Raw genomic sequence first — 12,932 nt, forward strand, 5'->3', positions numbered from 1 at the left:
ACAATCAGCCTTTCATGTATAGTACATGAAAGGCTGATTGTTTTTCGCTACACTTTTTTATGTATACAGTATATCCCTGCTATAATAAAACAAATTGAAATTACCGATAAAATTGCACCCTGGATTTCATAAAATGCAGTAAAGAATTTTCCGCTTGGTCTATCCCAAATTTCTAATGAACCCGCGTAAATTGCGGAAGTTATATATGTAAGACCGAATAGGAGAACTCCCGAAAGAACATAGGTTACTCCACTATTTTTCATTATTAGCTCACCTCCATTAATTCTATTTGTGAATAAAACAAAAAAGACCTTTATACGTTAAAGATCTTTTTCATCTTATTTTTGTTACAAAAAACGCCAGAATCTAAAACAAAAACTTACTTTAGGATAAAACATTTCTATATACAAATTAAATACTACAAGCATCTTCTCGATTAACATTTTTCACATTAAATATCTCTTGCAATATGCGGTTTACTATAATGGCTTGTTCCACCACCGCCTACTATTACTTTACCGCCTTTTTCAAAGATTAATAATTTTCTTGAACCATCAGAAAGTAAAACTACTACTTCCGCATTGTCACTTGTAGCCGTATATATTACATATCCACTTTTCGAAATACAAGTTGCCCAATTTTCATCAAATTCTGATCTTAATACTCGATTAGAATACACTTGATTTTCAATTCTTCCCGCCTGTTCATTTTCCAAATTTTTCTTAACTCCTTCCAAAGTTGTCATTTATATATAAATGACGGTTTCTCAATAAATTAGTGACCGTCCTTAATATAAATAGTATATGTAGTTAGTAGGAGAATGCTTGGACAATGAAAACGTAACAGCATTTAAGTATTTTACAATCGGAATTTTTCCTTAATCATTACAGCTACTTCTTTAGCACTCAAATGAGTATTATTAATTTTTATGTACTCTTCTTTTTCAATTTCACCATGAAGAGAGTTTAATCTATGTTTTTTCATCGTTTCTTTTAAATTTTTTTCAGACCATTCAATATCTCTTTTTTTTGGTTTATGCTCTAATCTATGTGGACTTTTATTCCGATCTAATCTTTCATCTAATTCTGCTTCGAGCTCTACAAAATATACTGCTGCACCTTTTGATTCAAAAATGCTTACTACATGATTTATATAATCCCAATCAGATTGAAGGTCAAATGCCCATACATATGTAAAAATCATTCCGTATAAATCACTTTTAGACACTTCTTCAAATATTTCATTACGAAACAAACTTACTAATCTTTTTGCTTCCTTTGTACTGTAATCAAAAAATGGACTTACTAAATCAATGGTCATGTGATTATGAAAAATTTTCAAATCTGTTAGTTTCGCTAATTCTTGTCCAACTGTCATTTTCCCGACTGCTTGTGGGCCAAATATTAAGATGAATTTCATTTGTTTTCCTCCGATCTTTCTCTATAAACAATTAAATAAAACATATCCTAAAATTGAAAATAAGGCAGTCGATGTTGTGTCGATTGCCTTATTTTCATGAATAGTTCCTATATTATTCTTTTCGTACAGCTTCAAAAGTAATAATTTGGTCTGCATTTGACGGTTGCTTTTCATAAACATAGTCAGCAGAGCAAGTAATGTCAGTGAAACCTATACTTTCTAAAAGGAGTTTAAACTCTTCTATTCCATACCACCGCATTGCAAAACGTTGTAGTTCAGTTTGTACTAACTTTCCTTTACTCCATTTTTCATATTTTAAATATGATACAGTTACTTGGTTAAGCCAATCTATTTCAATTGATTTATTTTCTAATGTAATCCCGTCTCCGCTTGGTAAGGAAAAAGTCGATGTATGAATCTCACCTGTCTTCCAATCATACGGAAGCCCAAGATCTACAATTAAACGCCCACCTGGATTAAGATGTTCATAAAAACATTTCAAAGCGTTTATAGAATCATCACGATTTTCAATTAAACAAAAGGATCCAGTAGGAATGATAATTGCCTCATATTTATGCGGCAGTGAAAATTGTTGCAAGCTTCCTTCATATAAATTAGGATGTATGCCTCTCTCTTTACACCGCTTACGGCAAGAATCTAGCATTTCAGGTGAATAATCTATCCCATCAACTTTAAAACCAGCTTCAAGAAGTGGTATAATGACACGCCCTGATCCTACTGCTGCTTCGAGAATTCTGCCCCCACAATTATTTAAACGTTCTTGGTAATACTCAATATCACCATTTAAAGAATAACCGACAGGTTTTGTGTAATCATAAAGTTCCGTACAAAGTCTACTATAAAAACTAAACATTTATTTTCTCCTCCGTTTTATATGTACGGAAGATTCTAATTTACTTAATCTTTCCGTACCTCAAATTTTAATGAAAATTCGAAAGAGCTGACTGTCATAATATATCACTCGCTTTCCATAGAATATAATCATATTGTATAGCATTCTCTTCAAAATGAACATATAAAATTCAAAATTCAGACTTATTCTGAAAGGAGGATATGATGAATTCATTAATTGGATTTCTTTTTCTTCTTATCGCTATTAATGTTCTAATTTTCTTTATAGCAAAAAAATATAAACGAATATGGAAAATAGCCAGTGGTATTTTCATTCTTTCTTCCCCCATTGTTTTCTTTGCCACTATGCACGTAATTGGTGAAAAAGTAGGAGATGGATTCGCTGGAGGATTTGCTGGGCTTACCTTTAGTGGACTTTTAATCATTAATGCAATTTTTTTATTTGTTATAAGCATTTTTGTATCTATCGATAGAAATTCATAATAAACTCCCCATGTTTGTAGGCATTTATATTTCAAAATTTAAAGAGCTTACTATGTAGTAAGCTCTTTATTAATAACTATTTATTTCACAATCGGCAATGTCACTTCACTCAATTTTACTGTAAACTTCGTGCCCGCTTTCGGTCTAATTGTATAATCGTAATCACTTGCGATTAAGACGACTCCTATTTGATGTCCTGCTTTAAATACATAATCATCTGGCTGCATGTCCCATGTAAATGTATAATCTTTACCAGGTTGAATCGCGGTTGAATTCTCTATACTATTTAAATTTTGTGGATCCATCCAGCCTCTCGTTACAATTTCAGGCTTCGCCCCGCCATAATCAACGAGTAATGCTGTTAAATTTGATACAGACCGATCAATATTCCCTTTAATTGAAATCTTCGGCGTACCGCTTATTCGCATATCTTTTTGCAGTACAGGCATTGTATATACTAATCGATTCGCTACTTCTAACTCAGGGTTTTCTACTAGTTGATTTGACTTTATTTTAGCATCATCTACTAATGAGAAAACATTGTTTACTGATCCCATACTTAATGGCAAGTTGACTGCTTTATTACTTAAATACATACGGATTTTTGACGGTACAGCCGCTGGATCTGGCCAATTTTTTATTTTTTGCCACGATTTATTTTCACGTTGTACATCTACCATCGGTTCATCCATAACTCCATTTTCAATTCCATATAACCAATAATCGAACCATTTATTTTGCGTTTGTTGCCAGTTATTACTTGATGTTCCTCCGTGTCCACCTTGGTGTAACCACATTTTACGAGGAACATTATTTTCGCCAAGAGCTTCCCACCACTGTGCGAACTGCTTCGTTTTTACATTCCAATCATTTAGCCCATGAACTACAAATACACTTGCTTTCACATTTTTTACATCTTTTACATAGTTACGTTTATCCCAAAAGTCGTTATAATCGCCTGTTTTACGATCTTGTCCAGCTGTTAGTTCTTTAATAATTTGCCCGCAAACTTCAGGGTTCTTTCTTGTTAGTACTGCTTCTGCCATATTATCTGTATCTTCTCCTTGATATCCACCTGGCGCAATTACTGCCCCATTTGCACGATAATAGTCATACCAACTACTAATCGCTGCGATTGGGATAATTGTTTTTAACCCCTCAACTCCAGTCGTTGCGACAGCATTCGGTAACGTACCATTATAAGAAACTCCTGTCATTCCTACATTTCCCGAAGACCAATTTGCATTTACTTCCTTACCATCCTCTGTATATGCTTTCGCACGCCCATTTACCCAATCAATGACAGACTTCGTCCCAAGTATTTCTTGTTCATCTCCAGTTGTCGGACATCCATCTGATTTTCCAGTTCCGATACTTTCGCCTAAAATGACTGCATATCCTCTCGGAACATAATAATTACCATACGATCCAAGATTAACTGCCCCATACGGTTTTCCTTCATACGCATACAATTCTTCATCAACATTATAAACAGGAACATCTTTTAAACCAGATCGATATGGACTCATTTCATAAATAACAGGAACTTTCACATCTGGATTCGTCTTTGGACGCATAACCTTTACTGATACACGATCTTTTTTACCATCTCGATCACTATCAACTTCTGTCTCTACAAATAGATTTTCAATAATTGCCTCATCAAGAGAATAGATTGGTTTCGTCATCCCATTTTCCAATTGAATTTTTGTGTTTGGAGTTAAAGCTTCTGAAACTTGACCATTTAACTTAACATTATTCTCCTTTGCGGAGATCCCTTCTTTATTTTCTGCATGTGCAGTCATACTAGAAACTCCTGAAGTAATTGTTAAAGATACTATAGCTGAAAGTGTTATTGCTAATTTCTTTTTCCTCATGCCCTTCCCTCCCCATATATTCCTTCTCTTACTATACATCAAAAATACAGAAAATTCAGTTTATATTTTATAGAAAGTTGAGAAATTTGTAAAATATTCGAATCTTTCAAGATAATAGAAAAGGAACTAATAACAATTAGTTCCTATCTATATACATATAAAATTGTATTTCCCCATCTACTACCGAAACCCCGTATTCAAATCCATGTCTTTCTAAAATACTTTTTACAATCGCTAGTCCTAATCCAGTACCTGATTTCTCTTTACTACGAGAAGATTCTAATACGTAAAAAGGTTCCCAAATTTTATCTATCTCTTTAACGCCCTCAGCAGCAATACCATTTTGAATTTGAAAATACACAACGTCATTTTTCTCTTCTAATGTGATTTTTATATTTTGATTCGTTGTATATTTTATCGCATTAGAAATTAAATTTTGAAAGACCATTCTCATTTTATTTAAATCAGCATAAACAATTGTATCACCAACATTATAGTTTACTTGCAACTTGATTTCTTTCGAATCCAGTTCAATTTTATGCTTATCTATTATACTTTGGACTAGTGGTTCAATAGGGAATTCTTCTTTTTGTAAAATATCTCTTTCTAGTTTAGAAAATCGCAATAACTCTTCAATTAAATTTGAAATTTGATCTGTTTGTTTAATAATTGTATCAACATATGTGCCATCATCTAAACCATCTTTTATTCCCATAGAATATGCTTTTACTAATGCGATTGGTGTTTTTAATTCATGAGTTACATCGCCCATAAATCGTTTTAAGTGGTCATTTCGATCTGTTAAATCTTGATGTGCTTCATGTAATTTATCACTCATGATGTTAATACTATTTGCTAAATCACCTATTTCATCATTCGTTTTAACTTTCGTCCGTTTAAATTTCAGACGTGAAATATCTTCTGCGACATCACTTAATTCTTTCAGTGGAGTAGTGATTGTTTTTGAAAGAATCCAAACGAGCACGATAATAAGAAAAATCGAAAATCCTAAAATGTATAAATAAAATGAATTAAGTGTTTTTATCACTTCATTTGAATTTGCGATAGAAACCCCTACTAAAATTAACTTATCTTCTTTCGCAATGTACTTTACAAAAAAACTAGATTTGATCTTCTCTTGATCATAAATTTTATTTGATTGACCGACGTTCTTCACTTTCATTATTTCTTCTTTTGTAATCCAAAGTTTGTTTAGTGCCACTCTCTTTTTTGTAAGTTGCATGCGTAACGCTTCATTAATAGCATCTTCTGAATTATTTATTGATGTATATGCAATCGTAACATTACCTTCATTTTCAATGCGATTTATAGCATCATCAAGTTCTTCACGCGGTATCGACTGTATTTGCGCTGTAATGCCTTCTAGGCTTTCACGTGTTTTGTGCACATTATATTTTGGTAAAAAATAGTTAATTAATAATAAAGAGATGGCAAAAATAAGGATGACTGTTAAAGAGATACTGAAAAATAACTTTTTACCGAGCTTATTCACACTCTTCCTCCAGACTATATCCTAAACCACGATGTGTCTTTATAATGTTTTCTCCTATTTTTTTACGTAATCTTCTTACATGCGTATCAACCGTTCGCTCTTCCCCAAAATAATCAAATCCCCAGACGATATCTAACAACTTTTTCCGCGTTAAAATCGTGCCTTTATGATTTAAAAAGCACTTTATTAATTGTAATTCTGTCTTTGTAATGTCTAATTCTTTCGCATTTTTATATACTTTATTTTTGGTGAAATCTATTTTTAAATCTTGAACTTGAATAACATCTTCATGCTGCACAAGCTTTTTCGCTCGGGTTATTAGCACTCCTGGATGAAATGGTTTTTTTACATACTCATCTGCCCCGCTTTGAAGAGCTACTAATTCATCTTCACTTTCACTTTTCGCAGTAAGCATTAATACTTTCACACTTGAATTCTTTTTTATTTCCTGACAGACAGTAATACCACTATTTTTCGGCATCATCCAATCTAAAATAGCTAAGTCAATTTTCTCATCATAAAATATTTGAAGTGCTTCCTCTCCATCCTTCGCTAATAAAACTTCGAAGCCTTCTTTTTCAAAATATGCTTTTAAAATTTTCAGCATATCTTGTTCATCATCTGCGATTAATACTTTCATTACATTTCCTCCATTACCTATAAGCAAATATCAATTTTATCATACAACTTCTTTGTTACATGAATGTGACATAAAAATATTTACAACGTTTGAGGGTATAGTAAGTGTGAGGTGTTGTTTCATGTTCAAAAAAATAGGAGTCATTACTCTGCTTTTCTTTTTATTATCAACAAATGCGTTCGCAAATACAAATAAACAAATTGAAGTATTTGATTGCAAAAAAGAAATGGTAGTCCAAAAACAATCTTTAGATGCGGCTATTCAAAAAGAAGCAGTTCAATTTGCAAAATCAATTACCGGTCCATTCAAAAACTTAAATGTCGTTCCGAAAGATGGACATATGATAAAAATCCCTTTATCTAAGCCTGTTTCTATTACAAATCAATGGTTACATACAACAATTGATGAAGTACTCATCCTTCTTCCACTTAATGAAAAACCTTATATTATGCTTTACGACGATGAGAATAATCCGCATTTTTATTATGTAAAAGGTGATCCGAAGGGATTATTGAAACAAATGAATATTAAATTATAATTAATTAAAGAAAGATCCCACAAGTATCATTCGCGGGATCTTTCTTTATCAGTTAACAAGTTGATTTTTTAATATGATTTTCATTTAAAAAATTCACAATCTTCCTTTTGTGATGGTTATCGTGATTTACAAATTCTTTAATAATATATATAAGAGAATACGGCGTTCCAGTATGAGGACAATGCGATACTCCATTGGCAGTTAAATGAGCCTTTCGCTTATCAATAGACAGTAGACTAAGCTCTTTTACGAGTAACTCTCTTTTAGCTTTTGCTTCTTCAATAAGTTTTATCTTAGATATACCTGATTTTACATAATTAGAGGCTAGTTTATTATATGTATCAAAGTCAGGGAACTCCATTCCCTGTCCATCTCTCACTGATGATAATGTCTCACGTAAAAGATAGTCATCCCCGTTCATAATATGAGATACGATCTCACCAACAGTCCATTTCCCCTCTGATATTGGTGTCATCCACAATTCTTCTCTCATACCTTTCAATGCATTTATCCAAATTGAATATTCATTGAAATCATTAATAATTTTATTTTCTCCCATCATCTAATTCCCCATTCTAATAATAGATTTAAATAAATCATACCATAAATCTACATAAAACAGAACAAGCGTTCCGTAAAAGGGCAAATAATAATTCACTACATCCTTTTATCTAAGTTTAGATAATGGCTTGTTGCTACATACATTGTCCCTTTCACAAATCCACTCGAAGTATAAAATTTGTCACCCTGTTCTGTATCTGTATGTAAGACAACAATAGTAAAATATTTTTTCGCATCGCTTATAATTCTCCCTAGCAGTAACCTCCCCAATCCTTTCTGCCGGTAATCTTTTGCAATGTAAAACCTTCTTAATCGACCAATTTTTTTATCTTTCGTATACGGATCTTGATTTAATCCCCCGATTCCAATTAACGTATCACCTCGAAAAATGCCGTATAAACATTCGCCTGTTTTACTAAACATATTTCTTTTACATTCATATTCATTTATTAATTTTAATAGGAAGTTAAAACCTTCTTCTTTACTTTCTTCGACAAGGTGATTGATCTCATGTTTTAGTAAATCTTCAATTTTCTTAATTTGAATATCTTGCAGCATAATTACCTACTCTTTCTATCGAAATCATTTCAGACTTCTTCTTTATCATAATTTAACCAATTAACCACTATAAGAATTGTATCTGCATAGAAATTAATATCATGTATTGTTTCTACTACTTGAATCGTTCCTAATTTCTGTTCTTCTTCGTCTGAACATTCAATTCGTAACGAGCGTTTTAAATTATATTCAAGCCATCCTAGCCTTCCTAAAAATCCAGCTGCTAATACTATTTTCCAGTTCGCGTGTAGTTCACCATATTTATTTTTATAGCCACTAATAAAAGAGGCGAATCTTTGTTTTTCAAGTTCACCTTGTTCATTTTTTGACCAGTAAATTGCGGTTTCAATTAAATCTTGCATCGGATTTATATAACCAGCTGATTCCCAATCAATAAGCACTGGTTTATTATTATTCCACATTACATTTTTAGGGTCTAAGTCTCTATGACTTATTACCTCTGATTTTGAAAGTATTTCAGATGATTCAATTGCTGCCACATTCCATTTTTTGAGGTTATCAAAATTTTTCAGTAGCAACTCATCCCATTCTAAGTGTTCTTCTTTCCCCCTTAGCAAATAATAATTCCAATCAATTAATTGGTCATTATCCAATCCATCACCCGTTATATCTAAATTCGAAAAATCCGTTTTATGTATTTCTGCAAGGGTTTCTCCAATCTTTTCACAGTGTACACTATTAATTTCATCGTCTTTCAGCTTTTCGCCTTCTATCCAATCAAATATGAGATAATACTGATCATTTATTTTTTGTATAGAATCGCCTTTAATTTTTTGGGCTGGGAGAGCTGATACCTTTATAGATACGAGAGTAGCTATCTTTTCTGAATTAATATAGTTTTGTATTGCCATTGGTCTAATCATTATTTGAGGATTTAATAGTTTTATCGCATACTTTCCTTTCGTTGTTTCCATGGCATACATCCTATGCAAAAGCCCACCACATATAGATTTTGGAACATTCAACATCTCGCCAAGTAAAGAGTTTTTGCATATGCTTTCAAAGTCTAAGTAATATTTGATAGCATCCATTTTCTCACCTGCTTTTTTATGTAATAGTTTAAAAACTAAAAATATAATTCTAGTAATAAACAAACCCATGCTCTGAAATATATTATTCTGAGCATGGGTTTGTTTGTTAGGTTATTCAATTCATTTCGTAAACATTCTTCATCTCAGGCAATATCACCTTTAACTCTATCAAATCATCTATTACTAAATCAGCATGAGCAAGCTCATCTTCTTTTGCAAAGTCAAAATTGCATCCAATCGCAATCAAGCCATTATCTTTAGCTGCATTTATATCAGATAAACGATCTCCAACTACCGCTGCCTCTTTTATATCGTATTTTTTCAAAATACTTTTTACTAAGTCACTTTTATTAAGCGACTGAATTTGTTCGATACTAAACGTTTCAGTAACCCATTGCTCTAAATCATAATAAGAGACGATTGCCTGTAAATATTCCGTTAAACCGTTACTAGCTATGTAAATTGAGCAATCATTTTCTTTTAAATAATTGAAAACCTCTTTTACATTCGGATATAAAGCACCTTTCCCACTCTTTATGTTTTCAATTAATCTTTCTAAGAAATATGCATCCGTTTGTTCTCTTACTTCATTAGAATGGTTCGGCAATAAAGCTTCCCAAACTTTTGGTAAAGGTACACCCATAATTTCACGGTATTTATCAATTGGTGTTACTGCATTCCATAATTGTAGTGACCGTAAATGATCAAAGGTATCATCTAGTGATAATTCTAAAATTTTATCTGTTTGAAATAAAGTTCCATCCATATCGAAAATTAGTGCTTGCAACATTTTATACTCTCCCATTCTTTACGTATTAACTACAATACAGTTTTACTCGAAATATGTTTAAGCATCTCAACAATAATTTCTGAACAATAATTCGCGGCCGTTTTCGCGAAATCATCATATGAAACTTGCGCTGAATCATCTGCACTATCAGAAATGCATCTCAAAACGAGAAACGGTATGTCATTTATATGAGCAACATGTCCAATTGCCGCTCCTTCCATTTCTGTACAATGAGGTGCATATTCAGTGACTAATTGCGCCTTTAATTTTGAATCCTCGACGAAGCATTCTCCGCTGATGATTCTTCCTTCATGAACAGTAATATTTAAACTACTACTATTAACAGCTTTTCGGGCTAAATCTCTTAATTCCTCGCTTGCATGAAACTCTTCTTGAAACGGAAATAGATTCTTCATTTGATTTTTATTAACATCATGATGCGTAACATTTGTAGAAATAACTAGATCGCCAACTTTCACATCCGAATGTAATCCACCCGCAACACCTGTATTAATGATAGAGTCTACATCAAACTTACTAATTAATATTTGTGTACATGCAGCTGCATTTACTTTCCCTACACCACAGCGAGTAATTATAATCTCTGTACCCATGAACTCTCCCTTATAGAAAGGCATGTTGGCAACTGTATGTTCCTCTTTTATATGTAGTTTTTCTAAAAGTAAGTCTATTTCTATTTGCATTGCTCCGATAATACCGATTCTGTTCATAATGTATTCCCCTTTATCTATTTGTGCGCCCCCTACATAAGCTGCAAATATTCATCAATATCTTTATGGATTTGTATAAAAGATTTATTCCAAAATTCATAATTTGTTAAATCAATTTCAAAATGTATTTTCATAAGTTCTTCAACTGGAGCTTTTCCCGTTTCTCGCAAAAATTCTTTATACCTCAAATGAAATTCCCTTTTATTTTCTTTCGCTAATTCTAGTAAACTAAAACTTACTAAATAACCAAATGTGTATGGATAATTATAGAAAGGAACATCTGCTATATAAAACTGAACGTATTTCATCCAAACAAACGGCTGATATTCTGTTAGTGCATTTCCATATGCCTTTTCTTGCACGGCTATAGATAATTTCTCAATTTCATCAGCACTTATAGGACCTTCTTTACTTTTTTCATAAAAACTCTTTTCGAACTGAAACGATGCACGAATCGCCATAACATAATTAAAGCTATTTCTAATTTTCCAGCTAAGCAATGACTTTTTCATTTCTGTACATTCTGCTGTTTTTATTAAGTGATCTACAAGTACCATTTCAAAGAAAATAGACGCTGATTCAGCTGTACTCATTGGCAGATAATCATCTAAAAATGAAGTGGATTGTTCAAAACTCATAACATAAAAATGCCAAGCATGTCCTAATTCATGAGCAAGTACTCTTACACTATCAATACTCCCATCATAACGCATTGAAATACGGGATTCTTTTTCACTGAAAAAAGGAGCACAAAATCCCCCCGGCGGTTTATTATCTCTCGGTTCAGCATCGACCCAGCCATTCGCTATCGCATTCCGCGCGAACTTTGCCAATTCTTCATCTATATTTTCAAATGCATCATATATGTTTTGTACTCCTACTGAAAAAGGAAAAACATTCACATTACTTTCTTTTAATGTCATAAGTTCATGCCATGTAATCGAATTCTTTTCCTTTTTAAAAGCGTTTAAAGCACTTACTAGCTTATCAAGTTTAGATTCCGTTGCATCCCACATTTGTGATAATACAGTTTCAGAAATGCCATTCATTTGAAGGGATTGAGTTAAAACTTCTCTCCTTTCTAATTCATTACTCCGCGTATTACGTAATCTTCCTATTTGGTTCAATACAGTAGCAAAGATTTCTTTTTCCTTATTCAAAGTATTTGTAAGAGAATCGAATACTTTGAATCTTTCATTATGATCATCACTATTCATCGCAACATAATTCGCTTGTCCAAAAGATAAGGTCTCTTTATCGTGTATTACTTCTATCTTATTCCGTAATTGTATGTACATATCTTCCCAAGCTTTTAATTCATCTTCTATTAGCTTAATACTTGAATTATTACCATTAATATTTTGTTCCTTACTAGATTCTATTAATAGTTGAACTTCTTTCTTCAATTGGTTTATTATTACACCTTGTAAATTATTTTCGGGTGGTGGATCATCTTCAGCAGCACGGCAATATAAGTAATACTCTGCTTTTTCAATAGCCTGTATAAGTTGTGAAAGGATTACTGAGTCTTTTGTTGCTTTATATTCAATTTTTAATCTTTCTATCGTTTCTATAGAAAACGTGAAGTTTTGTTCTTGAGGATATAGCCTGTCCAAATCCCATTGAGATTGAGATTGGGCTTGTATTATTTTATTCATTTTGCATCCTCCTTTTTTACAAATAGTTACAAAAATCCACTCTTTTCACTATTATATATGAACTGTCAAAATTTTAACATCTTGAAATATTCAAACTTATATGAATGTAATTTGATATTTCATTTTCTATTTCTTCCTATTTAAATAAGTTGTAAGTATTACTACTTCTTCTAGGGAATTTCTAGGTTCGTATAGACTACACTGTTTATTTACTCTTTCTTTTGTTTGAAGTTTATAAC

At 32.3% G+C, this 12,932-nt stretch carries 15 protein-coding genes; 2 read left to right on the forward strand and 13 right to left on the reverse strand.

Features of this window, described 5'->3' with window-relative positions; translation table 11 throughout:
• Positions 1–47: 47 nt before the first annotated feature.
• The 4 genes from V7038_RS27050 to V7038_RS27065 all read right to left on the reverse strand — a co-directional run bounded on the left by V7038_RS27050 (position 48) and on the right by V7038_RS27065 (position 2,293).
• Entirely contained in the window at positions 48–263 is a 216-nt protein-coding gene (locus tag V7038_RS27050; protein WP_002110356.1) for a hypothetical protein, read from the reverse strand.
• Positions 264–451: 188 nt separating this feature from the next.
• On the reverse strand, positions 452–715 hold the full coding sequence (locus tag V7038_RS27055) for a hypothetical protein (RefSeq protein WP_070139413.1): 264 nt from the start codon (positions 713–715) through the stop codon (positions 452–454).
• A 143-nt stretch (positions 716–858) separates the two neighbouring features.
• Positions 859–1,419: an AAA family ATPase gene (locus V7038_RS27060; protein WP_002110360.1), complete on the reverse strand. Its 561-nt coding sequence runs from the start codon at positions 1,417–1,419 to the stop codon at positions 859–861.
• A gap of 112 nt (positions 1,420–1,531) precedes the next feature.
• Entirely contained in the window at positions 1,532–2,293 is a 762-nt protein-coding gene (locus tag V7038_RS27065) for a class I SAM-dependent methyltransferase (RefSeq protein WP_002110365.1), read from the reverse strand.
• Positions 2,294–2,496: 203 nt separating this feature from the next.
• Here V7038_RS27065 and V7038_RS27070 point away from each other — a divergent pair, with 203 nt between their 5' ends.
• The gene (locus V7038_RS27070; protein WP_002110366.1) at positions 2,497–2,775 is read left to right on the forward strand and encodes a hypothetical protein; all 279 of its coding nucleotides are present in this window, start codon (positions 2,497–2,499) and stop codon (positions 2,773–2,775) included.
• 80 nt (positions 2,776–2,855) lie between these two features.
• Here V7038_RS27070 and V7038_RS27075 read toward each other — a convergent pair whose 3' ends face one another.
• The 3 genes from V7038_RS27075 to V7038_RS27085 all read right to left on the reverse strand — a co-directional run bounded on the left by V7038_RS27075 (position 2,856) and on the right by V7038_RS27085 (position 6,805).
• Entirely contained in the window at positions 2,856–4,652 is a 1,797-nt protein-coding gene (locus V7038_RS27075) for a Xaa-Pro dipeptidyl-peptidase (protein ID WP_335695906.1), read from the reverse strand.
• A 136-nt stretch (positions 4,653–4,788) separates the two neighbouring features.
• Entirely contained in the window at positions 4,789–6,165 is a 1,377-nt protein-coding gene (locus V7038_RS27080; RefSeq protein WP_070146602.1) for a sensor histidine kinase, read from the reverse strand.
• On the reverse strand, positions 6,158–6,805 hold the full coding sequence (locus V7038_RS27085; RefSeq protein ID WP_002110372.1) for a response regulator transcription factor: 648 nt from the start codon (positions 6,803–6,805) through the stop codon (positions 6,158–6,160). Before V7038_RS27085 ends, V7038_RS27080 begins: the two co-directional genes overlap by 8 nt.
• A gap of 121 nt (positions 6,806–6,926) precedes the next feature.
• Between V7038_RS27085 and V7038_RS27090 the strand changes: the two genes are divergently transcribed.
• Positions 6,927–7,343 carry a hypothetical protein gene (locus tag V7038_RS27090; protein ID WP_070146604.1) on the forward strand — a complete coding sequence of 139 codons (417 nt, stop codon included), beginning with the start codon at positions 6,927–6,929 and terminating at the stop codon, positions 7,341–7,343.
• 52 nt (positions 7,344–7,395) lie between these two features.
• Here the strand turns inward: V7038_RS27090 and V7038_RS27095 are convergent, their stop codons facing one another.
• From V7038_RS27095 to V7038_RS27120, 6 genes are all read right to left on the reverse strand, one after another.
• The gene (locus tag V7038_RS27095; RefSeq protein WP_335695907.1) at positions 7,396–7,902 is read right to left on the reverse strand and encodes a DinB family protein; all 507 of its coding nucleotides are present in this window, start codon (positions 7,900–7,902) and stop codon (positions 7,396–7,398) included.
• Positions 7,903–8,000: 98 nt separating this feature from the next.
• Positions 8,001–8,459: a GNAT family N-acetyltransferase gene (locus V7038_RS27100; RefSeq protein WP_033714082.1), complete on the reverse strand. Its 459-nt coding sequence runs from the start codon at positions 8,457–8,459 to the stop codon at positions 8,001–8,003.
• A 32-nt stretch (positions 8,460–8,491) separates the two neighbouring features.
• Positions 8,492–9,514 (reverse strand): phosphotransferase, encoded by a 1,023-nt coding sequence (locus V7038_RS27105; protein WP_335695908.1) that lies wholly within the window; start codon positions 9,512–9,514, stop codon positions 8,492–8,494.
• A gap of 115 nt (positions 9,515–9,629) precedes the next feature.
• A complete protein-coding gene (locus tag V7038_RS27110) occupies positions 9,630–10,304 on the reverse strand; it encodes an HAD hydrolase-like protein (RefSeq protein ID WP_070146606.1) in 675 nt (224 codons plus the stop codon).
• Positions 10,305–10,333: 29 nt separating this feature from the next.
• Complete coding sequence (locus tag V7038_RS27115; protein WP_070146607.1) at positions 10,334–11,035, reverse strand: 5'-methylthioadenosine/adenosylhomocysteine nucleosidase; 702 nt, start codon at positions 11,033–11,035, stop codon at positions 10,334–10,336.
• A 32-nt stretch (positions 11,036–11,067) separates the two neighbouring features.
• Positions 11,068–12,693 (reverse strand): M3 family metallopeptidase, encoded by a 1,626-nt coding sequence (locus tag V7038_RS27120; RefSeq protein ID WP_070146608.1) that lies wholly within the window; start codon positions 12,691–12,693, stop codon positions 11,068–11,070.
• Positions 12,694–12,932: the final 239 nt, after the last annotated feature.

The organism is Bacillus sp. JJ783 (assembly GCF_036963225.1).
In the GTDB taxonomy this organism is placed as follows: Bacteria; Bacillota; Bacilli; order Bacillales; family Bacillaceae_G; genus Bacillus_A; species Bacillus_A cereus_U.

Excerpts from the sequence above, each read along its gene's own strand:
- V7038_RS27050 (WP_002110356.1), bottom strand. The coding sequence starts at position 263 with ATGAAAAATAGTGGAGTAACCTATGTTCTTTCGGGAGTTCTCCTATTC.
- V7038_RS27060 (WP_002110360.1), bottom strand. The coding sequence starts at position 1,419 with ATGAAATTCATCTTAATATTTGGCCCACAAGCAGTCGGGAAAATGACA.
- V7038_RS27065 (WP_002110365.1), bottom strand. The coding sequence starts at position 2,293 with ATGTTTAGTTTTTATAGTAGACTTTGTACGGAACTTTATGATTACACA.
- V7038_RS27070 (WP_002110366.1), top strand. The coding sequence starts at position 2,497 with ATGAATTCATTAATTGGATTTCTTTTTCTTCTTATCGCTATTAATGTT.
- V7038_RS27075 (WP_335695906.1), bottom strand. The coding sequence starts at position 4,652 with ATGAGGAAAAAGAAATTAGCAATAACACTTTCAGCTATAGTATCTTTA.
- V7038_RS27085 (WP_002110372.1), bottom strand. The coding sequence starts at position 6,805 with ATGAAAGTATTAATCGCAGATGATGAACAAGATATGCTGAAAATTTTA.
- V7038_RS27090 (WP_070146604.1), top strand. The coding sequence starts at position 6,927 with ATGTTCAAAAAAATAGGAGTCATTACTCTGCTTTTCTTTTTATTATCA.
- V7038_RS27095 (WP_335695907.1), bottom strand. The coding sequence starts at position 7,902 with ATGGGAGAAAATAAAATTATTAATGATTTCAATGAATATTCAATTTGG.
- V7038_RS27105 (WP_335695908.1), bottom strand. The coding sequence starts at position 9,514 with ATGGATGCTATCAAATATTACTTAGACTTTGAAAGCATATGCAAAAAC.
- V7038_RS27110 (WP_070146606.1), bottom strand. The coding sequence starts at position 10,304 with ATGTTGCAAGCACTAATTTTCGATATGGATGGAACTTTATTTCAAACA.
- V7038_RS27115 (WP_070146607.1), bottom strand. The coding sequence starts at position 11,035 with ATGAACAGAATCGGTATTATCGGAGCAATGCAAATAGAAATAGACTTA.
- V7038_RS27120 (WP_070146608.1), bottom strand. The coding sequence starts at position 12,693 with ATGAATAAAATAATACAAGCCCAATCTCAATCTCAATGGGATTTGGAC.